Origin of the sequence: Klebsiella terrigena (genome assembly GCF_006539725.1) — a bacterium.
GTDB lineage: Bacteria > Pseudomonadota > Gammaproteobacteria > Enterobacterales > Enterobacteriaceae > Klebsiella > Klebsiella terrigena.
This window is the reverse complement of record NZ_BJNO01000008.1, coordinates 64,773-86,215: the sequence shown is the minus strand read 5'-3', so window position 1 is coordinate 86,215 and position 21,443 is coordinate 64,773. Positions and strand designations below refer to the sequence as shown.

Below are 21,443 nucleotides of genomic sequence, written 5' to 3'. Positions count from 1 at the left end.
ATGGCAGCCACTTTTCCGGGCGTTTGCGCCGTGGTGCCGGCGGCCGGTTTTGGCCGTCGTATGCAAACGGAATGCCCGAAACAATATCTCTCAATCGGTAACAAAACGATTCTCGAGCACGCGGTCGCCGCGCTGCTGACCAACGCCTGCGTCCAGCGCGTGGTGATTGCCGTCAGCCCCGGCGATGTCCGCTTTAGCCAACTGCCGTTGGCTTCCCACCCGCAGATTACCGTCGTTGACGGCGGCAGCGAACGCGCCGACTCCGTTCTTGCTGGCCTGCAGGCGCTGCCCGATGCGCAGTGGGTGCTGGTGCATGACGCCGCGCGCCCGTGCCTGCATCAGGACGATCTCACCCGCCTGCTGGCGCTACGCGAAACCAGCCGCGTTGGCGGCATCCTGGCGGCACCGGTTCGCGATACCATGAAGCGCGCTGAACCCGGCAAGGTCGCCATTGCCCATACCGTCGATCGCAACGACCTGTGGCATGCGCTGACGCCGCAGTTTTTCCCGCGTGAATTACTCTTTAACTGCCTGACGCGTGCGCTCAACGAAGGCGCAACCATCACCGACGAAGCGTCGGCGCTGGAGTACTGCGGCTTCCATCCCGAACTGGTAGTCGGACGCGCTGATAATATTAAAGTGACGCGCCCGGAAGACCTGGCGCTGGCAGAATTTTACCTTACCCGTTCCCGACACCAGGAGAAGGCTTAATGCGAATTGGACATGGTTTTGACGTACACGCTTTTGGCGGTGAAGGCCCAATCATTATTGGCGGGGTGCGCGTTCCTTACGAGAAGGGGCTGCTGGCCCACTCCGATGGCGACGTTGCGCTGCATGCGCTAACCGATGCCCTGTTGGGCGCGGCGGCGCTGGGGGACATCGGTAAGCTGTTCCCTGACACCGATCCGGCCTTCAAAGGCGCCGACAGCCGCGCGCTGCTGCGCGAAGCCTGGCGCCGGATTCAGGCGAAAGGCTATACCCTCGGCAACGTCGACGTCACCATCATTGCCCAGGCGCCGAAAATGCTGCCACATATTCCGCAGATGCGCGTTTTCATCGCCGAAGATCTTGGCTGTCATATGGACGACGTCAACGTGAAGGCGACGACCACCGAAAAGCTCGGCTTTACCGGGCGCGGCGAAGGCATTGCCTGTGAAGCGGTGGCGCTGCTGCGTAAGGCGGCGCAATGATCGCCTTCAACGAACTCACCTGGCTGCACGGTAAACCGCAGGGGCAGGGGCTGCTGAAAGCCAGCCCGGAAGACTTCGTGGTGGTAGAAGACCTCGGCTTTGAGCCCGATGGCGAAGGCGAGCACGTGCTGGTGCGGATCCTCAAAAAGGAGTGCAACACGCGCTTTGTTGCGGACGCGCTGGCAAAATTCCTTAAAATCCATGCCCGGGAAGTCAGCTTTGCCGGGCAGAAGGATAAGCACGCGGTAACCGAACAGTGGCTCTGCGCCCGGGTGCCGGGTAAAGAGATACCTGACCTCAGCAAGTTTCAGCTCGAAGGCTGCCAGGTGCTGGAGTACGCGCGCCATAAGCGCAAGCTGCGCCTTGGGGCGCTGAAGGGCAACCAGTTCACCCTGATCCTGCGCGAAGTCAGCCACCGCGATGATGTCGAGCAGCGCCTGCAGGCCATCGCTGCCGGCGGCGTGCCGAACTATTTTGGCGCGCAGCGCTTTGGGATTGGCGGCAGCAACCTGCTGGGCGCGCTGCGCTGGGCGGAGAGCGGAGCCCCGGTACGCGATCGAAATAAACGCAGTTTTTGGCTCTCGGCGGCACGTAGCGGCTTGTTTAATCAGCAGGTCAGTATTAGATTAAAAAAAACAGAATTTAATCAGGTTGTTGATGGCGATGCGCTACAATTAGCGGGGCGCGGCAGCTGGTTTGTCGCTGCGCCTGAAGAGCTGGCGGAACTGCAGGGGCGGGTTGATAACCGCGAGCTGCTGATTACCGCTGCGCTGCCGGGTAGCGGCGACTGGGGCAGCCAACGCGATGCGCTGGCCGCCGAGCAGGCGGCGGTGGCCGAAGAGACGCAGCTCCAGGCGCTGCTGGTGCGTGAAAAAGTAGAGGCGGCACGCCGGGCGATGCTGCTCTATCCGCAGCAGATGCGCTGGAACTGGTGGGATGACGTCACCGTTGAACTGCGTTTCTGGCTGCCAGCGGGCAGCTTCGCCACCAGCGTGGTAAGGGAACTTATCAATACAACGGGTGACTATGCGAATATTGCTGAGTAACGATGACGGGATTCATGCGCCGGGCATTCAGACCCTGGCGAAGACCTTACGGGAATTCGCTGAGGTCCAGGTTGTCGCACCCGATCGTAACCGCAGCGGCGCATCGAACTCCCTGACGCTGGAGTCTTCATTACGTACCTTCACCTTTGACAATGGCGATATCGCCGTCCAGATGGGCACGCCCACGGACTGCGTCTATCTCGGCGTTAACGCCCTGATGCGCCCTCGTCCGGATATCGTGGTCTCCGGTATCAACGCCGGGCCGAATCTTGGCGATGACGTTATCTACTCCGGTACCGTTGCTGCCGCGATGGAAGGCCGCCACCTTGGCTTTCCGGCGCTGGCCGTTTCGCTAAACGGCCATCAGCATTACGCCACCGCGGCGGCCATCACCTGCACCATTCTGCGCGCGCTCAGCCGCGAGCCGCTGCGCACCGGGCGCATTCTCAATATCAACGTCCCCGATCTGCCCCTTGAGCAGATTAAAGGCATCCGCGTGACCCGCTGCGGCAGCCGCCATCCGGCCGATCAGGTTATCCCGCAAAAAGATCCGCGCGGCAATACCCTGTACTGGATTGGCCCGCCGGGCGAGAAGCACGATGCCGGGCCCGATACCGACTTTGCGGCGGTAGATGAAGGCTACGTTTCGGTGACGCCGCTGCACGTTGATTTAACCGCCCACCAGGCCCATGAAGTGGTCACCGACTGGCTCGATCGCGTCGGAGTAGACAGCCAATGGTAAGCAAACGTGTTGAAAGCCTGCTGAATCAGCTCCGCACTCAGGGCATCGTTGACGAGCGCGTGCTCGAAGCGATTTCGCTGGTGCCGCGGGAAAAGTTTGTCGATGAGGCCTTCGAACATAAGGCGTGGGAAAACACCGCGCTGCCGATTGGTCAGGGGCAAACCATTTCGCAGCCCTACATGGTGGCGCGGATGACGGAGCTTCTGACGCTGACGCCGGAGTCACGGGTGCTGGAAATTGGCACCGGCTCGGGCTATCAGACGGCGATCCTGGCGCAGCTGGTGCATCACGTCTGTTCGGTCGAGCGCATTAAGAGCCTGCAGTGGCAGGCGAGGCGTCGCCTCAAACAACTTGATTTACATAATGTTTCAACCCGTCATGGCGATGGATGGCAGGGTTGGAAGGCGCGAGCACCTTTTGATGCGATTATCGTCACCGCCGCGCCGCCGGAAATTCCGCCGGCCCTGCTGGCGCAGCTGGATGAAGGTGGCGTGCTGGTTTTACCGGTAGGTGAAGAGCATCAGTTTCTGAAACGGATCCGTCGTCGCGGTAATGAGTTTGTTATTGATACCGTCGAAGCCGTTCGCTTCGTTCCCCTGGTACAAGGGGAGCTGGCGTGAGACCCGGATTATTCCAGGTTTTTTTTGCCTGATTTTAGGCGTAGGGTGGACACATTTTCAGTGTCCTGGCCGGGCGTTGCCCGGTAAGCAAGATATTGGTAGTTAACCTATTCCTGGGGGATAAATGAGCGCGGGAAGCCCAAAATTTACCTTAAGCCGTATTGCGGCACTATCGCTGGTTTCGCTGTGGCTGGCAGGCTGTACAAACACGAATAATCCGCCTGCACCGGTCAGTTCGGCGGGAGGAGCTTCCTCCTCCGGGACCAGCTCCGGGATGCTGATTACCCCGCCGGCTAAAACGGGATCCACCGCCGTGCCTCAGGCGCAGCCGGTTCAGACCCAGCCGACCCAAATTCAGCCGATGGCTCAGCAGCCGGTAGCCCAGCAGCCGGTGCAGACCATGAACGGCAAGATCGTTTATAACCGCAAATATGGCGATATTCCGAAAGGCAGCTATACCGGCGGCAGCAGCTACACCGTCAAACGCGGCGACACGCTGTTCTATATTGCCTGGGTGACAGGCAACGATTTCCGCGACCTTGCTGAGCGCAATAATATCCCGGCACCGTACGGCCTGAACGTCGGCCAGACGCTGCAGGTCGGCAACTCCGCGGGCCAGCCAATCACCGGCGATAACGCCGTTGCTCAGGCCAGCGCTCAGGCAAGCGGAGGTGCGACGGCGGCCGCACATCCTGCACAAAAATCAACCGCAGTGGTTGCGTCGCAACCAACTATTACGTATTCTGAATCCTCAGGTGAACAGAATGCTACTAAGATGTTGCCGAATAATAAGCCAGCAACGACAGTCGTTGCGCCGGTTACGGCTCCAGCTATCAGCAGCAACCAACCGACTGCAAGCAGCACGTCAACCAGTTCGCCGATCTCTTCATGGCGCTGGCCGACTGATGGCAAGGTTATCGAGAACTTTAGCGGCGCCGAGGGCGGTAATAAAGGCATCGACATTGCAGGCAGTAAAGGACAGGCTATCGTCGCGACCGCTGATGGACGCGTCGTCTATGCCGGTAACGCACTGCGCGGTTACGGTAATCTTATTATCATCAAACACAACGATGATTACCTGAGTGCCTACGCTCATAACGATACCATGCTGGTCCGGGAGCAACAGGAAATTAAAGCGGGGCAGAAAATCGCTACCATGGGTAGCACCGGAACCAGCTCGACAAGATTACATTTTGAAATTCGTTACAAGGGGAAATCCGTCAACCCGCTGCAGTATTTACCGCAGCGATAATTTGGCGAAGTACGCATAAGCATAACGTCAGTTAAAAGGCGCCGGGGCGGTGAATGCCGCTCTGCTTTGGGGCTAAAAACCTGTCCTGGCGACGTTTGAATTGATATTTAGCGAAGGTGCTTTGCTCAGGGATCACGGGTAGGAGCCATCTTTATGAGTCAGAATACGCTGAAAGTTCATGATTTAAATGAAGACGCGGAATTTGATGAGAACGGAGTTGAGGTTTTCGACGAGAAAGCCTTAGTAGAAGAGGAACCCAGTGATAGCGATCTGGCCGAGGAGGATCTCCTGTCGCAAGGCGCAACGCAACGCGTGCTTGATGCGACACAGCTCTATCTTGGTGAGATTGGTTATTCCCCGCTGCTGACGGCTGAAGAAGAGGTCTACTTCGCCCGACGCGCGTTGCGTGGTGATGTCGCTTCACGCCGCCGGATGATAGAAAGTAACCTGCGTCTGGTGGTAAAAATTGCCCGTCGTTACAGCAATCGTGGTCTGGCGCTGCTGGATCTGATTGAAGAGGGCAATTTGGGGCTGATCCGCGCGGTTGAAAAGTTTGACCCGGAACGTGGGTTCCGTTTTTCTACTTATGCAACCTGGTGGATTCGTCAAACGATTGAACGGGCGATTATGAACCAAACCCGTACCATTCGTTTACCTATCCATATTGTTAAAGAGCTGAACGTCTATCTGCGTACCGCGCGCGAGTTGTCCCATAAGCTGGACCACGAGCCGAGTGCGGAAGAGATTGCCGAACAGCTGGATAAGCCGGTTGATGACGTTAGCCGTATGCTGCGTCTGAACGAGCGCATCACCTCGGTGGATACGCCGCTGGGCGGTGATTCGGAAAAAGCGCTGCTGGATATTCTGGCCGATGAAAAAGATAACGGCCCGGAAGACACCACGCAGGACGATGATATGAAACAAAGCATCGTCAAATGGCTGTTCGAACTGAACGCCAAGCAGCGTGAAGTCCTGGCGCGTCGTTTTGGCCTGCTGGGCTACGAAGCCGCTACGCTTGAAGATGTAGGTCGTGAAATTGGCCTGACCCGCGAACGCGTGCGTCAGATCCAGGTTGAAGGCCTGCGCCGCCTGCGGGAAATCCTGCAGGGTCAGGGGCTGAACATCGAAGCGCTATTCCGCGAATAAGACATTTTTCTTAAAAAAGGCCCGATCCTTCGATTGGGCCTTTTCTTTTTTTAGCCTGCCTTACTCTACCCCTGCCAGGTCTCCTGCAGGTGTCGCCACAAAATCCGCTCATCTTCCTGCCTGAACACCACCGTTGACCAGCGCACCGTCGGCGTCTGTCCGGGAAGGGTCTGCGTTTCGCGATAGAGAACCGCCGCGCCGTCGTGCCAGCGGGCAAGCTCCGTGAGGCTATCAATGGCGATGGTCAGGCCCGCGCGGCTGCCGCCGGCCTGCTGGAAAAAGTGGCTGACCGTTGGATGGTCCATCCGGGTGCCGCCGGTGGCAACCAGCGTAAAATCGGGGGTAAAGCGCGCCATTAACGCCTCCGCGCTCCCTTCCTTGCGGCCTAACCAGTTTTCAATGACCACGTGGGCATCAATAACTTCCTCAAAATATGCGCTCATTTCTTCTCCATTTTGCTATGCAGGCGCAGGACCAGCGCCCGGTTGTCGAATCGCAGGCAGCTCAGCAGGGGGATAAGGGTTACCCCGGCCGCGGTAATAAACACCCCGCGCCATGCCAGCGCGGTGGGGTAGTGGTGCAACAGGACGCTGAGCAGCGTCGCCAGCAGCGCCGCACCGGCTAAAAAGCTGAGCTGGCGGTTGATATTCCACAGCGCGCTGGCGTCCGGCAGGTGGTGATTGGCGATATTCAAAAAGGCGCTGCTTTGCGCCGTGCTGCTGCACAGGCTGCCGCCCGCACCCATCAGCGTGAAGGCGCTTATCAGGGCGATCGCCGGGGTCTGCGGCCCTACGCCGATCAGCAGCAGGATCCCCGCCGCCTGGAGCAGGCATCCGCTGATAATAAACGGCCGGGGGCCGAAGCGATTGTAGTATCTGCCGGTCAGGGCGATCGCCACAAACGATGCCAGCGACCACGGCAGCATCAGCGACCCGACGGCGGAGGGCGACATGCCGGTGAGGGTTTGCAGGTAAAACAGGCCGACGACGTTGATGCCAATAAACGTGCCGGGAACGCAGAGGTAAATCAGCATCGCGAAGCGCAGCAGCGGGTCGGCCAGCAGCGGCAGGTGTAAAAAGCGCCTCGGACGCGTCGCCTTCGCCTCTTTCTCAAGCCAGCAGGCGGCCAGGATAAGCGTCAGAAAAGCGACGGGCAGGCTGGCAAAGAAGACCCAGCGCCAGCTGAAGGTCTGCACCAGCAGCCCGCCAAGCGCCGGAGAGCAGGCGGGCGCCAGCAGCCCGACCAGCATCACCGCGGCGGAGAGCTTTGCCCGCTCGTGGCTCTGAAAGTACTGCCAGGTCATCGCCTGACCAACGGGAATTAATAGTCCGCCGCCCATCCCCTGCAGCGCGCGCCAGAAAATCAGCGCGCTTAGCGAATCCGCCATTCCGGCTCCCAGCGCCGCCGCGCTGAACAGCAGCAGCGACAGCAGAAAAACGCGGCGGGCGCCAAATCGCTGTGCAAGCCAGGCGCTGAAGGGGATCACCAGCGTGAGCCCGGCGATATAGCCGTTGCTGACCCAGGTCAGTTCGCCGATGGAAGCGTTAAGCGCCCGGCTCATGTCGGGAAAGGCAACGCTGGCGATGAACATATTGATTAAGTCGAGAAAAAAACCGAGCAGAAAAACGGTGGCAACCTTGCTGCGATACGTCATGGCGATCTCCGGTAAAGAAGGTCGCTACTCTAAACCCCGACGTCGCGGGGATAAACGCGGCGAAGCGGGATATACTGTCTTATATTTTTTGACAATAAGCTGAATTAGCATGCTGAATCTGCAACGTATGGCGATGTTTGTGGCGGTGGTGGACTGCGGAAGTTTTACCGCGGCGGCGGTCGCCCTGGCCCAGACCAAGGCGGTGGTGAGCTTTAACGTGCGGCAGCTGGAGAGCGAGCTTGGCGTGACGCTGCTTTTACGCTCCACGCGACGGCTGACCCTGACGGACGCGGGGACGGTGTTCTATCAGCGCAGCGTCGGGCTGCTGAAGGCGGCGGAAAATCTCCAGGATGAGGTGCGGGCCAGCCACGCCGGGTTAAGCGGCGAGCTGCGCATCACCACCACCCCGGAGTACGGGACGCGGGCGATTGTTCCCGCCCTGGCCGAATTTAGCCAGCTGCATCCGGCGCTGCGCGTGCGCCACGTTTCATCTTCGCACCACGCCGATTTAATCTCCGAACGCTTTGATGTCGCCATTCGTCTCGGGACGCTGGCGGACTCGCGCTACCGCGCGGCGCTGATCTCGCGTTTCGCGATCCTGCCCGTTGCCGCACCCGCGTGGCTGGCGCTGCATCCGCTGGCAACCCTTGAAGAGCTGGCCCAGGCCGAGTGGATTATTCACGAGCGTCTGCAAACCCCGCTGCGCTGGCAGCTCAGCGGTCGGGATCGCAAGGCTATCGGCTTTGAAATTAAAAAGACCCCGCGCCTGTCGGCGGATAGCGCCAACGCGCTGATGGCCTTCGCTCTGGCCGGCAGCGGCGTGGCGCTGCTGCCTGAGTGGCTGGTGGCCTCATCGTTGGCTCAGGGGCGTTTGGTCCATCTGCTGCCGGAGCTCAGCTTTCCGCCGCAGGGGGTCTATGCGGTCTATCCGGATGCGCGGCACGTGCCGACCAGAGTGCGGGCGTTTATCGATTTTTTACGTCAGCGGGTGGGATAACATGCCGGTTTCTTCGGCCATTTCTGCGGTTCACTCCCGGGCGAAGCGCTGCCGCCCGGGAGTGACGTTCAGAGGATAAGAGGATTACGCCAGGCTTTTCAGCCGATAGATCCACTCCAGCGCCTGGCGCGGCGTCAGCGTATCGGGGTCAAGATGCTCCAGCGCTTCGAGAGCCGGGGAGGTCTCCTCCGGCGCCGACAGCAGCGACATCTGCGTGCCGTCAACCTGGGTCGCCGCGGCGTTGGGCGAAATGCTCTCCAGCTCGCGCAGCTTCTGGCGCGCGCGCTTGATCACCTCTTTCGGCACCCCCGCCAGCGCCGCGACCGCCAGGCCGTAGCTTTTGCTCGCCGCGCCGTCCTGAACGCTGTGCATAAAGGCGATGGTGTCGCCGTGCTCCAGCGCGTCCAGATGGACGTTAGCCACTCCTTCCATTTTCTCCGGCAGCTGGGTGAGCTCGAAGTAGTGGGTGGCAAACAGGGTCAGCGCCTTTATCTTATTCGCCAGGTTCTCGGCGCAGGCCCACGCCAGCGACAGGCCGTCGTAGGTTGAGGTGCCGCGGCCAATTTCGTCCATCAGCACCAGGCTGTGCTCGGTGGCGTTATGCAGAATATTGGCGGTTTCGGTCATCTCGACCATAAAGGTTGAGCGCCCGCTTGCCAGATCGTCCGCCGCGCCGACGCGCGTAAAGATGCGGTCAATGGGCCCGATGTCGACCTTCTCCGCCGGAACGTAGCTGCCGATCCAGGCCAGCAGCGCAATCAGCGCGGTCTGGCGCATATAGGTGCTTTTACCGCCCATGTTCGGGCCGGTAATAATCAGCATCCGCCGCTGCGGAGAGAGGGTGAGCGGGTTGGCGATAAACGGCTCTTTTAGCACCTGTTCGACCACCGGGTGGCGGCCTTCGACAATGCGGATGCCCGGCTTATCGCTAAAGGTCGGGCAGCAGTAGTTGAGGGTTTCGGCGCGCTCGGCGAGGTTAATCAGCACGTCCAGCTCCGCCAGCGCGCTCGCGCTCTGCAGCAGGTCGGCGAGATGCGGCAGCAGCATATCAAACAGGCGGTCGTAGAGCTGTTTCTCCAGCGCCAGCGCCTTGCCCTTCGAGGTCAGCACCTTGTCTTCATACTCCTTGAGCTCAGGAATAATGTAGCGCTCGGCGTTTTTAAGCGTCTGGCGACGGACGTAGTGAATCGGCGCGTGCTGGCTCTGGCCGCGGCTGATCTGGATGTAGTAGCCGTGAACCGCGTTGTAGCCCACTTTAAGCGTATCCAGCCCCAGCCGTTCGCGTTCGCGAACTTCGAGCTTATCGAGGTAGTCCGTGGCGCCATCGGCCAGCGCGCGCCACTCGTCGAGCTCTTCGTTATAGCCCGGGGCAATCACGCCGCCGTCGCGCACCAGCACCGGAGGCGCGTCGATAATGGCCTTTTCCAGCAGCTCGCGCAGCTCGGCGAACTCGCCCATTTTATCGCGCAGCTGCTGCACCGGAGCGCAGGGGACCTCGGCCAGCATGTCGCGCAGCGCCGGCAGCTGCTGAAAGGCATGGCGCATGCGGGCTAAATCGCGCGGCCGCGCGGTGCGCAGCGCCAGGCGCGCCAGAATACGTTCGAGATCGCCGACCTGACGCAGCACCGGCTGCAGTTCGCTATAGCGCTCCTGCAGGGCACCGATGGTCTGCTGGCGCTCGATCAGCACCGTGCTGTTGCGGATTGGCATATGCAGCCAGCGCTTAAGCATCCGGCTGCCCATTGGGGTGACGGTGCAGTCGAGTACCGAGGCGAGGGTATTGTCGGTGCCGCCGGCCAGGTTCTGGGTGATCTCAAGGTTACGGCGGGTGGCGGCATCCATGATGATGCTGTCCTGCTCGCGCTCCATGGTAATCGAGCGGATATGCGGCAGGGAGGTGCGCTGGGTATCCTTGACGTACTGCAGCAGGCAGCCCGCCGCGCACAGGCCGCGCGGGGCGTTCTCAACCCCGAAGCCCACCAGGTCGCGGGTGCCGAACTGTAAATTCAGCTGCTGACGCGCGGTGTCGATTTCAAATTCCCACAGCGGACGGCGGCGCAGGCCGCGGCGGCCTTCAATCAGCGCCGCTTCGGCAAAATCTTCGGCATACAGCAGCTCTGCCGGGTTAGTGCGCTGCAGCTCTGCCGCCATGGTTTCGCGATCGGCCGGCTCGCTGAGGCGAAAACGTCCGGAGCTGATATCCAGCGTCGCATAGCCAAAGCCTTTGCTGTCCTGCCAGATGGCGGCCAGCAGGTTATCCTGACGCTCCTGCAGCAGGGCTTCATCGCTGATGGTGCCGGGCGTGACGATGCGCACGACTTTCCGTTCGACCGGCCCCTTGGTGGTGGCCGGATCGCCAATCTGCTCGCAAATCGCCACCGACTCGCCCTGATTCACCAGCTTCGCGAGGTAGTTTTCCACCGCGTGGTGGGGGATCCCGGCCATCGGGATCGGCTCGCCCGCCGAAGCGCCGCGTTTGGTCAGCGAGATATCAAGCAGCTGCGAGGCGCGTTTAGCGTCGTCATAGAACAGCTCGTAAAAGTCGCCCATGCGGTAGAACAGCAGGATCTCCGGATGCTGCGCTTTCAGCTTCAGATACTGCTGCATCATCGGAGTGTGGTCTGATAGATCCTTGTCAATAGACTCTTTCATTTTGATTTTACTCGTTTTTTAAGTCTTTGAGTGCTCATGTGGCCCCAAGTGAAACCCACGTAAACTCATATAAATCTCAAAATTTGTATACCAGAAGTATTCTGACTACTATCTGGTATACACACTTAAACTGCCGGTATACATTTATGAAATAACACTAAATCAGTCGTTTATAATCAATAAGTTATCTATCGACGTGAAACCTGATCTCGACCAGCAAGGACGTGTTATCTACTTACCTAGTCCTGAACGAAAGCCGTATCTTATCACTGACAACCCTAGAGATTCACCCTGGGTTCTGGTGTCAAAATCAGTACAACAGCAAAACCAATCATTACGATAAAATGCGTTACCAATGCGGTAGGGCAGCCATTCAACATTACCTATAAAGATGTGGCAACCCGTAAACGTTGGCAGCCAGACGTGATGCGCCGAAAGCTGCTGTCACACATGCTACAGGCCTGGAAACCCAGGCTGTCTATATCCTTTATGCATTACTGAAAGGACTTAGTATTGGACGGGCTTGATGTGAATTCACATAGAAAATTTGGTATAATGTTTGTGCAATGATTTTCAGCCCAGATCCAGCTTTTCAGGAGTAACTATGAGCAACAACAAAAAAACTCAGGCAAGCTACGCTAAGCCATCTCGTGCTGACATCGTTCGCTCAGTGGCAACCTCTACGGCTGTTGAAACAGGGCAGTCCTCAGAGAAGATCGAAGCTTCCCTTGAAGCAACGCGCAAAAAATTCGCTCATTTACGTCTTGCGGTTTAGCCCCTTCTTAATGCTTCTCTGACCCAGTGTCTCATCGGCTCGTAGTCCATTGATACGCCTGCATGGATAGCCGAGATATACTGGGTTTTGTTCTGTTCCCAGCTTAGATAATCCAGCGGCTTGTACCCACCCTGAACGGCCATTACGTCGGCTAACAGTCGCGACAGGCGCCCGTTTCCCTCTCTGAATGGATGGATAAGTATCAGCTCGACATGGGTAATGGCGATAGCGGTGATGAGTTGTTCTTCGTCCATGCCGCTACACGGCGTGTATTGAGCCAGATACCTGGTGTCGAATTCGTTCAGCAGTTTTGGCAACTGCGCTGAAGGGGCAAACATAAAGCCACCTTTGCTGATGTTTACTGCTCTTTCTTGTCCAGCCCACTCATAGATGTTACCTAACCAGCGGCGATGCCAGCTTTTTAACAAGGCTACGTTGAGTTGTCCTTCCGGGAAATGTTCTTCAAAAACCGCCTGGTAGAGTTGTTCTAGCAGGACAAGTTCAGCCCCATCTATCTCTTCAGAAGCAGCGATCCCCAGCTTATTAGCCAAAACTTGTTCGCCAGAGTCTTTCTCATACTGGCCTTCACTACCGGATACATGGTATCGGCTCATGGAGATGCCCTGTGTTAGTTGCGATCTTTTTTGTTTTCGTTGGTATCACATGGGAGAGACATCATAACGGAGAGACGACTTTCAGGGAAAGTGACGAAACGAGATGCAGCGATCCGCGTTCCAGTTGCTAAAGCGGGTGGCGCGGACGATCGCGCGGCTCACGATAGGATTAGGGCGCTTACGATTGGCATCAACACCCTGAGCCAAATGAGAGTCAAGTTCGCTGGCGAGAATCGATTTTATTAATTAACTGAATTTTATGATTTTTGTGGTGAAGGTAAGCCGCCGCAGCTAAGACTGCGGTGGCTTTCGTCTATCGGACGTTCAAAGAGTAGAGCGCGGCAATGCTTCCGGCTGTTTTTACCATCTCCAGTTTAACCTGTTGGGCACTGATGGTTTCGGGCAAACGATGCTCGCAAACGGAATGGCGGTTGTCGAATACTTCCGCCAGTAAGGTGTTATCAACCCATAAACGGTAGTGGGTCACGCAATGCGGCGTCACCGCCAGCGCATGGCCCATCTGTACCGTTTCCATGGCGTTATCAAAATCGTTATCGAACACCAGCGTTAGCGCGCGTAATGTCTGCGGCCGTTCCCAACGCCAGGTCACAGTCGGCAAACTATCGTCAGCGGCAGGTACCCATGCATTGGTGTGCTGCTCCGGGCGCAAACGGCCGTTGACCAGGTTTTCTGGCGCGTAGCAACGCAGTGGTGAAGCCAGGCGAAGTGCCGGAAGAATTTGATTTGGCTGGCGGCGCGGCAACCAGAAATCGAACTCATCCACGCCATAGTTGCCATCAGCGACCTGGCGTGTATGCTTCGCAACCCTGGCGTTCAGGCCATTAAACACCGTCATAATTCCCGGAAGCTGCACGTCGCTTAGCGCAATATCGATGTGTTCATTGCTCTCATAAACGATGAACAAATATTCATCGCGTGCGCTTTGATAATGGAATTGCACGCTGTATTCACCCGCTTCAAAGACAGAAATTTCACACTCGCCCAGTGGCGTTTCAGGGGTGAAATTACCCGCGCGTTCACTGCCTAACAGGCGGATTTTAAGCAGCTGCGGCGAACCTGCACGTAAGGTGAAATTCAACTCAGGCAAGATTTCACCCGCTTTGAGCGGCAGGAGTAATGCCATGCGCTCATTCAATGCCTTCCATGTACCGTTTGCCGGCAGCTCAGTTAATTGCCATTCGCTGCTGGTGCTCACATGTGCGCCAGACGCCGGGTCACTCAACCATTGGCGAGGGATATAGCAGCCGGTTTGTTGTAGATGCCGTTGCAGTGAACCGATGCGGTTTTGTTCTGCCAGCTGTGGTGCAGTGATTTGCTGCTGGTGGCACAACGCCGCCGCCCGGCCAACCACTTCGCCTAATAAACCACAGGTACACATCACGCGAGCACTGCCAAAAGCGACATGTGAGGCGGAAATCAGACGCCCGGTCAGGAATAAGTTTTCCATAGAACGGCTGTATAAGCTGCGATAAGGAATGGTATAGGTGCCTTTGCTGTGGAACTGGCGGCAGCCGTCGTGCTTGCTGTAAACGCCATCAGCCGGATGAAGATCAATTGACCAACCGCCGTAACCCACCGCGTCGTAGTGGTCACGCTGCTCAATAATATCTTGCTGGCAAAGGATGTGGTCGCCAACAAAGCGGCGGCTTTCACGTTTACCAGGGATCGCGCCGACCCACTCGATGGTCATATTTTCAGCATCCGGGAATTGCCCTGAGTTTTTAATGTAATCCCAAACACCCCAGACGATTTTCCACAGTTCCCACTTAATTTCTTCGCTGTCATGGATGGTATCAAGGCGACCTCCCCATTCCAGCCACCATAAATCACAACCGTTAAGCGTTGATGTCAGGCGCGTGTAGCGGGGGATTTCTTCGATATCTTTCAGGGCAAAGGAGGGGGGAATGAAGTTAACCGGCGTGCTGCCTTTTTTGGTGTAGAAATAGATGGAGTGCCCAAGTTTGTGGCCGAAGCTATCGCCCGGCGCCATTTTTTCATCAAACTCTTCCGGGTCTTCTGCGCCTACGCGATATTCAGCCCCGGCTAGATGCCCCAGCACGCCATCGCCGGTCGCATCGCAAAACTGGCTGGCGGCAATGTCATAAAAGGTTTCGTTAATGGCGTTGAAGCCTTTGGCGCTGGTAATACGTTGCCTTTCGGTAGAAACCTCATATAACGCGGTGTTCAATAGCAGCGTCAGATTGGGTTCACTGCGGGCCATATCCAACAAAACGAGATCAAACATCACCGGATTGCCTTCTTTATTCCGGTAAACGTTCTCCTCCATGATTTCACCCATGATGCCGCCTTCGCGCGACCAGCGATTATTGTTCCCCATATGTGAAGTAGCCCCGTTGGCCCACAGACGGACTTCGCTCGATGCGTTGCCCCCCAGAACGGGCCTGTCCTGCACCAAAACCACGTTCAAACCATCGCGAGCGGCAGCAAGGGCTGCGCATAACCCGGCGAGACCGCCGCCGGCAACCAGCAAGTCTGTTTTTAATTGTTGAGAAGGGAATTCCCGGGCGTGGGTTTGCTGAAAAATTTGCATAAAGTTTGTTTCCTGTAAAACTGACGATAAAATCGTGGTTCTTAAATGAATTTGAAGCGCGCTATGTCATCACAACCGAATCAAAGTCTTATCGACGGTATCCGTTGTTTGCAGTATCTGGTCACCAGCGGCCGGGCAATTGGTTGCCGGGAGCTGGCGCGCCTGATGGGGATTAATGCCACCCGCGTTAATCGCCTGTTGATGACCATGGCGGCGATTGGTCTGACCCAGCAGGATGAACAACGCCGCTATTTGCCTGGGCCGGGCATTCACGCTTTGGCAGCACAGGCGATTCGCGGTTCTGCACTGTTTTCCCAGGCTTTGCCTTTGCTTGAACGCCATGCGCCGAAAGATATCGTGGTGGCGCTCGGCGTGCTGTGGGAAGACCAGGTTATCTACATCTATCACTCTGAACCGGGCAGCCAGGTTAGCCAGGCTCTGGCTGGTTTCCACACGCTTCCGGCATGGCAATCGGTTATCGGAATGGCATTGCTTGCCAGCGAAACCGACGAGGCATTGCAAGCGCGTTTCTCGCCTGAACACTGGCGGGAAATGGCCCCCAAACTTGCCCAGCAGCGAGAGTCTGGCCACGTTGTCTGGCGCCATGAAGATGGCGAGCTTTCGATGGCTCAGCCTCTGGGGGCGCACAACGCAGCCATCGCTTTTGCCGGAATGTGGGACGCCGATAAACAACAGGTTGCCCCGCGCCTTGCTCAGCTCAATCAACTCACCGCCCAACTCGTGACTCCTGCGGCTTAACCTCTGGTGGCGTGTCCAGGTCGATGCGCCCAACCACAAACAGGTAAGAGCAAATCCCAAGCCCTGCCAGAATGGCGATGAATGCCAGCGCAGGGGCAAAGTTATGCCCGTCGATTAGCGCGCCAATTGCAATGGGCACCACAATGGACGATAGCGCGCCGGTAAAGTTAAACACCCCACCTGCCAGACCAATTAAATGACGCGGCGCGAGTGCCGTCACAAACACCCAGGTGATGGTGGCAAGGCCGTTACCAAAGAAAGCAATCGACATGAAAAGAATGATGAGCGTCGGGCTGTCGGTGTAATTGGCACCCAGGATAAACAGCGTTAAAGACATGCCGAGAATTACCGGGGCTTTACGCGCAAAGCTTGCACTGACCCCACGTTTGATTAAACGGTCTGAGACAAACCCCGCCAGCAATACCCCGAAGAAGGCCGCCAGATAAGGGACGGAGGCGATATAGCCAGACTTAATAAAATCCATATGGCGATATTGCACCAGATAGGTCGGGAACCAGGTCAGGAAAAACCAGAAGGTGGCGGAGATAGTGAACTGACCAAAGTAAATGCCAATCAGTTTGCGGCTGCGGAACATCAGTGCCAGGTCGCTCCATGCAAACTTGCGTTTGGCTGCTTCCTGACGGCTTTCCAGAATTGCGCCGCCCTGGCGGATATGATCAAGCTCTGCCTTTGAAACGCTTTTATGTTCCAGCGGCTCGCGGTACAGGTAATACCACACCACTGCCCAGACCATCCCGACGACGCCGGTAATCAGGAATAAACCGCGCCAGCCATACAGCTCCTGAATATGGAACAGCAGCGGTGTCATGCAGGCCAGGCCAACAAATTGCGCAGAAGAGTAAATACCGATGGCGCTGGCGCGTTCGTTTTCCGGGAACCAGCTGGAAATCACGCGATTATTGGAAGGCATGACTGGCGCTTCAAATGCGCCGACGCCCAGGCGTAAGCCAACCAGGCCGCCAAAGCTGTTGGCAATCGCGTGCAGGGCGGTAATCAACGACCAAATAAACAACCCTACGCCGTAAACAATGCGCGCCCCGAAGCGGTCGATAACAAATCCGCCGGGTATTTGTAGCGCGGCATAAATCCAACCAAAGGCTGAAAACACCAGCCCCATCTGCAACGGCGTGAACTGCAAATCTCCAGCCATTTGCGTGGCGGCAACGGAAAGATTGGTGCGATCCATGTAGTTAATGATGATGTTGATAAACACGAGCCCGAGCACCAGAAATCGGACGCGCCCGGTATTTTTTACCTTGGCTGTAGAAAGCGGTTGTTCTGCCATATCAATGTTCTCTTTATTTTTGTTCTCACGGCCTGTTTTAACAACAGAGTGGTTTTTCTATCCTTGTGTGTTTCTTTTATAGAAACAAAAGGCGGTGAGCAAAGAGAAATCGTTTGAAATGTGATCAGAGTAAAACTTATGAGCTAAATGAGTTTGAGCAAGAAGAGGCGATAATGCAGCGGGGCAATCTTTTCCTCGCCTTGTGCGCGTGGGGAAAAATAGAGGCAGGGCGGCAGGCGATTATCCTAAAGCTAACATAGCGAAACTTGCTCACAAGTGCCCGCTGCTGTAATGGCTGTATTCCGGTTGCGGGTTATTGCTTATTGCTATGCCGGTTGCTCAGCAGGTAATACCGTGAATTGTACGGACAACGCCAGAACGTTATGTCATTGCAGCGAAGCGCGCGGACGGCCGCGCGCTTCGTGGAGGGATTAGGGCGCCAGATAGACCTGCGGAATGGCGTGGTCGGGGTGCTGGCCCGTGCGCACGTCGGCGCCGTACCAGCGGCTGATGATCGGCTGGCGTATCACCTCATGCGGCGTGCCTTCCGCCACCAGCTTTCCCTGATGCATCAGCAGGATATGGTCGGCCCACAGCGCGGCGAGGTTAAGATCGTGCAGCACGATGCAGACGTGCAGCAGGCCGCCGCGGGTCAGCCGTTTTAGCAGGCGCAGCAGGTGCTGCTGATAGTAAAGGTCCAGCGCCGAGGTTGGCTCATCAAGAAACAGCCAGCCCTGCGGCGCGTCGTCGCGCCACAGCTGGGCGAGACAGCGGGCCAGCTGCACCCGCTGCTGCTCGCCGCCGGAGAGTGAAGGGTAGCGTCTGCCGGCGAGATGGTCGCAGCCGGTCTCCGCCATTACCCTGCGCAGGGTCTGCAGGTCCGGGGTTTTGCCCCACGGCGAGCGCCCCATGGCGATCACCGTCTCAACGGGCCAGTCGGCGTGCAGCTGAGTGCGCTGCAGCATCACCGCCCGGCGGCGGGAGAGCGCCTCCGGCGTCCAGCTTTCCAGCGGCCGGCCCTCCACGCACCGTTCGCCGCTGTCGGGGGTTAAAAAGCCGGTCAGCAGGCGGAGCAAGGTTGATTTGCCCGCGCCGTTTGGGCCAATCAGCGCGGTCATTCCGGCCGCGCTTAGCTGCAGGGAGATATCGTCAATCAGCAGGCGTCGGCCGACGCGCAGCGACAGCGAGCGGGCGGTATAGTGGTTATCCATCGTTCGTCCTCTGCTGGCGGAAAATGAGCCATAAAAACCACGGAGCGCCGAGCATGCTGGTCAGCAGGCCGACCGGCATTTCGGCGGGCGCGGCGACGGTGCGGGCGAGGGTATCGGCGAGGAGCAGTAAAATCGCGCCGGCGAGCAGCGAGCCGGGGACCAGGCCGCGATGGTCCGGGCCCAGCCACATCCGCATCAGATGCGGAACCACCAGGCCAATAAAGCCGATCACCCCGCTGATGGCGACCGATGCCGCCACCAGCAGGGCGCTGCACAGCAGCAGCAGCCGCTGCAGCGCCCTGACGTTGACCCCGAGATAGTGCGCTTCCTCATCGCCAAGCTGCAGCAGGTTGAGGCGCGAGGCCATCAGCCATACCGCCGCTGACGCCGGGACCATCAGCGTGGCCGCCACCAGCAGCGTAGACCACTCCGCCTGGCCGAGGCTGCCCATTCCCCACAGGGAAAGCTGGCGCAGCTGGGTATCGTTGCTTATCCACGCCAGCGCCCCCACCAGCGCGCCGCACAGCGCGTTGATGGCAATCCCCACCAGCAGCAGGCGCGACAGCGAACCGTCGCCGGCCCGGCTAAGGATAAAAATCACCACCATCACCGCCAGGCTGCCGATAAAGGCCGCCAACATCGGGGCATACAGCGCCACCAGTACCGGCACCGACAGCGGCAGCACCAGCCAGCAGGCCACCGCCAGCGCCGCACCGCTGCTGATCCCCAGCAGGCCGGGGTCGGCGAGCGGGTTGCGAAACAGCCCCTGCATCACGCAGCCGGAGAGCGCCAGCGCGGCGCCGACCAGCAGCGCCAGCAGCACGCGGGGCAGACGGATCGTCAGCCAGATATGGCGCAGCATCTCATCTCCGGACGGCCACAGGCTGGCGAGCGGCAGACGCATCGCCCCAAGCGTGGTGGCGAACAGCGTCAGCCCCGCCAGCAGCAGCAGCATCAGCCACAGAGTACGGGCGGGAGCGGCACGCATCAGGGCAGCTGCTCCGCTTTCTGCCGCAGCGTGATGACCGCCTGCGGGGTGCGCGGACCAAACCCGAGCAGCGCCATATCGTCAATCACCAGCACCTGCTTATGGCGGCCCGCCGGGGTTTGCGCGAGGCCGGGAAGCTTCCACAGTCCCGCTTCGCCCCCCATGCCCTTGAGCCCGTCGGCGGAAATTACCACCAGGTCCGGCAGGCTGGCGACCACGCCCTCCTGGGACATGCTGCGATAGTGGTCGAAGCCCTGCATCGCGTTCTGCAGGCCTGCGGCGCGGATCGCCCCGTCGGCCGCGGTCTGCTTCCCGGCGACCAGGGTGTTCATCCCGCCGTGGCTGAGAATAAACAGCACCCGCTTGTTAAGCGGTTGGGTGGGGATCTGCGCGATCTGCTGGTGCACCTTCTGCAGCAGCGCATCGCCCTGCGCCTGTTTACCTAAGGCTGCGGCAATCGTGGCGACCTTGCTATCGATTGACGCCAGGCTGTAGCCGCCCGGCACGTCAACGACCTTCACGCCGCTTTCCTGTACCTTTTTTAGCACCAGCGAAGGCTGGGCCTGGGCGCTGGCCAGCACGAGGGTCGGGCGCAGCGAGAGGATCCCTTCGGCGTTGAGCTGGCGCAGATAGCCGACGTCCGGCAGCGCCTGCGCCTCGGCGGGCCAGGTGCTGGTGCTGTCTTTGGCAACCAGCTGCTGCCGGGCATCGAGGGCGTAAACCACTTCGGTGACCTCGCCGCCGAGAGAGACAATGCGCTCGGCGGCGGCGCTGGCAAACAGCGGCAAGGCCGTCAGCAGTACGAGCCAGCGGTTCATGCGAGCTGTCCTTCCGTCGTCAGACGGTCAACCTGGCTGCGCCACTGCTCCTGCTCCGGGTGGCCTTCGCTGCGCTGGCCGAAGAGCTGGGCTATCTGCGTGCCGTCTTTGGCGAACAGCTCGACGCTGGTGACGTGACCGTCAGAGGTCGGTTTGCGGGTCACCCAAACCTCATCAACGCTCTCTTCGCGCAGGTGCAGCGTAAAGGTGCTGTTGAAAATATTGAGCCAGCCGCGCATCGGCAGCAGCTTTTCGAGCGCGCCGGTGAAGATTTGCACGCAGCCGCGGTTGCCGACGAAAATCATAATTTCGTTGCCCTCTTCGCGGATGGTGCCGAGCAGGCGCGGCAGGGCATCGTTTTCGATGCGGCAGGCGAGGTCGTCGCTCACCGCCCGGAAAGCCTGCTGGCGCGCCAGGTTATGCTTTCTCAGCAGGCCGAAGAACTGGTGCACGTCGGTCATCGCGCGCCACTCGCTCTCCAGCGCGGCGCCGTCGACGGCGTCAGCATATTTTGCTGCCTCGACCGGACGGATCGCCAGCGGCGTCGGCTCACTCTGGGTGTGCCCGGCAATCAGCGCATCCCAGGCGGCGATATCGGTTTGTTCGGTGGCGTAGACCTTCAGCAGCGCGTCGCCGTGATGATCGAAAAACTGAATGCTCTGGCGATCGCCGTCGGTCAGGTGGAACGCGCTGGCCCACTGGCTGAGAAACAGGCGCAGGTCGAGGGCCCGCGGGTTGAGCACCAGCCCGGCGTGGCCGTTGAGGTGCTGGTGGGTAAATTCGCCGACCTGCTCGTGGACCGCATATTCGTTACGGCAAATACACTTTGTTTCGCCGACCGCTTCCAGCGCGGCCAGGATCGCGCGGGCGTCGTCCTGCAGGCGCACGGCATCGTAGCCGAGGCGGGCTTCGGTCAGCTCGGCTTCGCTGATCCCCATTTCGGCGGCGATATCGCGGGCGTATTTGGCGGAGGATTGCGCTTTAGTGGTCAGATAGTGCTGCCACAGCGGGGCATGTTGATGTTGAGCGTCTCGCATAATTCACATCCTTCTCTACGATGAGTATCCCCGGCATCGCGGCCGGGGGCAGGTTTCTTATTAT

At 58.7% G+C, this 21,443-nt stretch carries 20 protein-coding genes; 10 read left to right on the top strand and 10 right to left on the bottom strand.

The features are described from left to right. From ispD to rpoS, 7 genes are all read left to right on the top strand, one after another. On the top strand, positions 1-711 hold the full coding sequence (gene ispD, locus RTE01_RS11675; RefSeq protein WP_141335038.1) for a 2-C-methyl-D-erythritol 4-phosphate cytidylyltransferase: 711 nt from the start codon (positions 1-3) through the stop codon (positions 709-711). Next, the gene (gene ispF, locus RTE01_RS11670) at positions 711-1,190 is read left to right on the top strand and encodes a 2-C-methyl-D-erythritol 2,4-cyclodiphosphate synthase (protein WP_041146943.1); all 480 of its coding nucleotides are present in this window, start codon (positions 711-713) and stop codon (positions 1,188-1,190) included. Before ispD ends, ispF begins: the two co-directional genes overlap by 1 nt. Next, positions 1,187-2,236 (top strand): tRNA pseudouridine(13) synthase TruD, encoded by a 1,050-nt coding sequence (gene truD / locus RTE01_RS11665; RefSeq protein WP_141335036.1) that lies wholly within the window; start codon positions 1,187-1,189, stop codon positions 2,234-2,236. The genes ispF and truD overlap by 4 nt, the downstream gene beginning before the upstream one ends. Then, positions 2,217-2,978 carry a 5'/3'-nucleotidase SurE gene (gene surE, locus RTE01_RS11660; protein WP_134527444.1) on the top strand — a complete coding sequence of 254 codons (762 nt, stop codon included), beginning with the start codon at positions 2,217-2,219 and terminating at the stop codon, positions 2,976-2,978. Before truD ends, surE begins: the two co-directional genes overlap by 20 nt. Continuing rightward, entirely contained in the window at positions 2,972-3,598 is a 627-nt protein-coding gene (locus tag RTE01_RS11655) for a protein-L-isoaspartate(D-aspartate) O-methyltransferase (protein WP_041146940.1), read from the top strand. The genes surE and RTE01_RS11655 overlap by 7 nt, the downstream gene beginning before the upstream one ends. Before the next feature lie 124 nt (positions 3,599-3,722). Beyond that, complete coding sequence (gene nlpD, locus RTE01_RS11650; protein ID WP_041146939.1) at positions 3,723-4,850, top strand: murein hydrolase activator NlpD; 1,128 nt, start codon at positions 3,723-3,725, stop codon at positions 4,848-4,850. 153 nt (positions 4,851-5,003) lie between these two features. Further along, positions 5,004-5,996: an RNA polymerase sigma factor RpoS gene (rpoS, locus tag RTE01_RS11645; protein ID WP_004866938.1), complete on the top strand. Its 993-nt coding sequence runs from the start codon at positions 5,004-5,006 to the stop codon at positions 5,994-5,996. A gap of 65 nt (positions 5,997-6,061) precedes the next feature. Here the strand turns inward: rpoS and RTE01_RS11640 are convergent, their stop codons facing one another. Both RTE01_RS11640 and RTE01_RS11635 read right to left on the bottom strand, forming a co-directional pair. Then, a complete protein-coding gene (locus RTE01_RS11640) occupies positions 6,062-6,439 on the bottom strand; it encodes a DUF4440 domain-containing protein (protein WP_134527441.1) in 378 nt (125 codons plus the stop codon). After that, the gene (locus RTE01_RS11635; protein WP_115192027.1) at positions 6,436-7,650 is read right to left on the bottom strand and encodes an MFS transporter; all 1,215 of its coding nucleotides are present in this window, start codon (positions 7,648-7,650) and stop codon (positions 6,436-6,438) included. The genes RTE01_RS11640 and RTE01_RS11635 overlap by 4 nt, the downstream gene beginning before the upstream one ends. Positions 7,651-7,759: 109 nt before the next feature. Here RTE01_RS11635 and RTE01_RS11630 point away from each other — a divergent pair, with 109 nt between their 5' ends. Next, positions 7,760-8,647 carry a LysR family transcriptional regulator gene (locus tag RTE01_RS11630; RefSeq protein WP_134527438.1) on the top strand — a complete coding sequence of 296 codons (888 nt, stop codon included), beginning with the start codon at positions 7,760-7,762 and terminating at the stop codon, positions 8,645-8,647. A gap of 84 nt (positions 8,648-8,731) precedes the next feature. Here the strand turns inward: RTE01_RS11630 and mutS are convergent, their stop codons facing one another. Then, entirely contained in the window at positions 8,732-11,299 is a 2,568-nt protein-coding gene (mutS, locus tag RTE01_RS11625) for a DNA mismatch repair protein MutS (protein WP_134527435.1), read from the bottom strand. Between the two features lie 604 nt (positions 11,300-11,903). Here mutS and RTE01_RS26160 point away from each other — a divergent pair. After that, on the top strand, positions 11,904-12,074 hold the full coding sequence (locus RTE01_RS26160; RefSeq protein WP_162829812.1) for a hypothetical protein: 171 nt from the start codon (positions 11,904-11,906) through the stop codon (positions 12,072-12,074). Here RTE01_RS26160 and RTE01_RS11615 read toward each other — a convergent pair. Next, the gene (locus RTE01_RS11615) at positions 12,071-12,688 is read right to left on the bottom strand and encodes a Fic/DOC family protein (protein ID WP_123552078.1); all 618 of its coding nucleotides are present in this window, start codon (positions 12,686-12,688) and stop codon (positions 12,071-12,073) included. The genes RTE01_RS26160 and RTE01_RS11615 overlap by 4 nt on opposite strands. 313 nt (positions 12,689-13,001) lie before the next feature. After that, positions 13,002-15,260: an FAD-dependent oxidoreductase gene (locus tag RTE01_RS11610; protein ID WP_141335034.1), complete on the bottom strand. Its 2,259-nt coding sequence runs from the start codon at positions 15,258-15,260 to the stop codon at positions 13,002-13,004. Between the two features lie 63 nt (positions 15,261-15,323). Here RTE01_RS11610 and RTE01_RS11605 point away from each other — a divergent pair, with 63 nt between their 5' ends. Beyond that, positions 15,324-16,019 carry an IclR family transcriptional regulator domain-containing protein gene (locus RTE01_RS11605; RefSeq protein ID WP_123552080.1) on the top strand — a complete coding sequence of 232 codons (696 nt, stop codon included), beginning with the start codon at positions 15,324-15,326 and terminating at the stop codon, positions 16,017-16,019. Here the strand turns inward: RTE01_RS11605 and RTE01_RS11600 are convergent. The 5 genes from RTE01_RS11600 to RTE01_RS11580 all read right to left on the bottom strand — a co-directional run bounded on the left by RTE01_RS11600 (position 15,988) and on the right by RTE01_RS11580 (position 21,379). Beyond that, entirely contained in the window at positions 15,988-17,325 is a 1,338-nt protein-coding gene (locus RTE01_RS11600; protein ID WP_134527428.1) for an MFS transporter, read from the bottom strand. The two genes, RTE01_RS11605 and RTE01_RS11600, sit on opposite strands and share 32 nt — an antisense overlap. Positions 17,326-17,756: 431 nt before the next feature. Continuing rightward, positions 17,757-18,536 carry a heme ABC transporter ATP-binding protein gene (locus RTE01_RS11595; RefSeq protein ID WP_134527425.1) on the bottom strand — a complete coding sequence of 260 codons (780 nt, stop codon included), beginning with the start codon at positions 18,534-18,536 and terminating at the stop codon, positions 17,757-17,759. Beyond that, entirely contained in the window at positions 18,529-19,524 is a 996-nt protein-coding gene (locus tag RTE01_RS11590; protein ID WP_041146927.1) for a FecCD family ABC transporter permease, read from the bottom strand. The genes RTE01_RS11595 and RTE01_RS11590 overlap by 8 nt, the downstream gene beginning before the upstream one ends. After that, on the bottom strand, positions 19,524-20,342 hold the full coding sequence (locus RTE01_RS11585; RefSeq protein ID WP_134527421.1) for a heme/hemin ABC transporter substrate-binding protein: 819 nt from the start codon (positions 20,340-20,342) through the stop codon (positions 19,524-19,526). Before RTE01_RS11585 ends, RTE01_RS11590 begins: the two co-directional genes overlap by 1 nt. Continuing rightward, complete coding sequence (locus RTE01_RS11580) at positions 20,339-21,379, bottom strand: hemin-degrading factor (protein WP_134527418.1); 1,041 nt, start codon at positions 21,377-21,379, stop codon at positions 20,339-20,341. The genes RTE01_RS11585 and RTE01_RS11580 overlap by 4 nt, the downstream gene beginning before the upstream one ends. Positions 21,380-21,443 lie beyond the last annotated feature (64 nt).

Bases quoted from the DNA above. Each gene is read 5' to 3' on its own strand.
- RTE01_RS11605 (WP_123552080.1), top strand. From the start codon at position 15,324: ATGTCATCACAACCGAATCAAAGTCTTATCGACGGTATCCGTTGTTTG.
- RTE01_RS11580 (WP_134527418.1), bottom strand. From the start codon at position 21,379: ATGCGAGACGCTCAACATCAACATGCCCCGCTGTGGCAGCACTATCTG.
- rpoS (WP_004866938.1), top strand. From the start codon at position 5,004: ATGAGTCAGAATACGCTGAAAGTTCATGATTTAAATGAAGACGCGGAA.
- RTE01_RS11610 (WP_141335034.1), bottom strand. From the start codon at position 15,260: ATGCAAATTTTTCAGCAAACCCACGCCCGGGAATTCCCTTCTCAACAA.
- RTE01_RS11600 (WP_134527428.1), bottom strand. From the start codon at position 17,325: ATGGCAGAACAACCGCTTTCTACAGCCAAGGTAAAAAATACCGGGCGC.
- RTE01_RS11630 (WP_134527438.1), top strand. From the start codon at position 7,760: ATGCTGAATCTGCAACGTATGGCGATGTTTGTGGCGGTGGTGGACTGC.
- ispF (WP_041146943.1), top strand. From the start codon at position 711: ATGCGAATTGGACATGGTTTTGACGTACACGCTTTTGGCGGTGAAGGC.
- truD (WP_141335036.1), top strand. From the start codon at position 1,187: ATGATCGCCTTCAACGAACTCACCTGGCTGCACGGTAAACCGCAGGGG.
- nlpD (WP_041146939.1), top strand. From the start codon at position 3,723: ATGAGCGCGGGAAGCCCAAAATTTACCTTAAGCCGTATTGCGGCACTA.
- RTE01_RS11595 (WP_134527425.1), bottom strand. From the start codon at position 18,536: ATGGATAACCACTATACCGCCCGCTCGCTGTCGCTGCGCGTCGGCCGA.
- RTE01_RS11585 (WP_134527421.1), bottom strand. From the start codon at position 20,342: ATGAACCGCTGGCTCGTACTGCTGACGGCCTTGCCGCTGTTTGCCAGC.
- RTE01_RS11635 (WP_115192027.1), bottom strand. From the start codon at position 7,650: ATGACGTATCGCAGCAAGGTTGCCACCGTTTTTCTGCTCGGTTTTTTT.
- RTE01_RS11655 (WP_041146940.1), top strand. From the start codon at position 2,972: ATGGTAAGCAAACGTGTTGAAAGCCTGCTGAATCAGCTCCGCACTCAG.
- mutS (WP_134527435.1), bottom strand. From the start codon at position 11,299: ATGAAAGAGTCTATTGACAAGGATCTATCAGACCACACTCCGATGATG.
- ispD (WP_141335038.1), top strand. From the start codon at position 1: ATGGCAGCCACTTTTCCGGGCGTTTGCGCCGTGGTGCCGGCGGCCGGT.
- surE (WP_134527444.1), top strand. From the start codon at position 2,217: ATGCGAATATTGCTGAGTAACGATGACGGGATTCATGCGCCGGGCATT.
- RTE01_RS11590 (WP_041146927.1), bottom strand. From the start codon at position 19,524: ATGCGTGCCGCTCCCGCCCGTACTCTGTGGCTGATGCTGCTGCTGCTG.
- RTE01_RS11640 (WP_134527441.1), bottom strand. From the start codon at position 6,439: ATGAGCGCATATTTTGAGGAAGTTATTGATGCCCACGTGGTCATTGAA.
- RTE01_RS11615 (WP_123552078.1), bottom strand. From the start codon at position 12,688: ATGAGCCGATACCATGTATCCGGTAGTGAAGGCCAGTATGAGAAAGAC.
- RTE01_RS26160 (WP_162829812.1), top strand. From the start codon at position 11,904: ATGAGCAACAACAAAAAAACTCAGGCAAGCTACGCTAAGCCATCTCGT.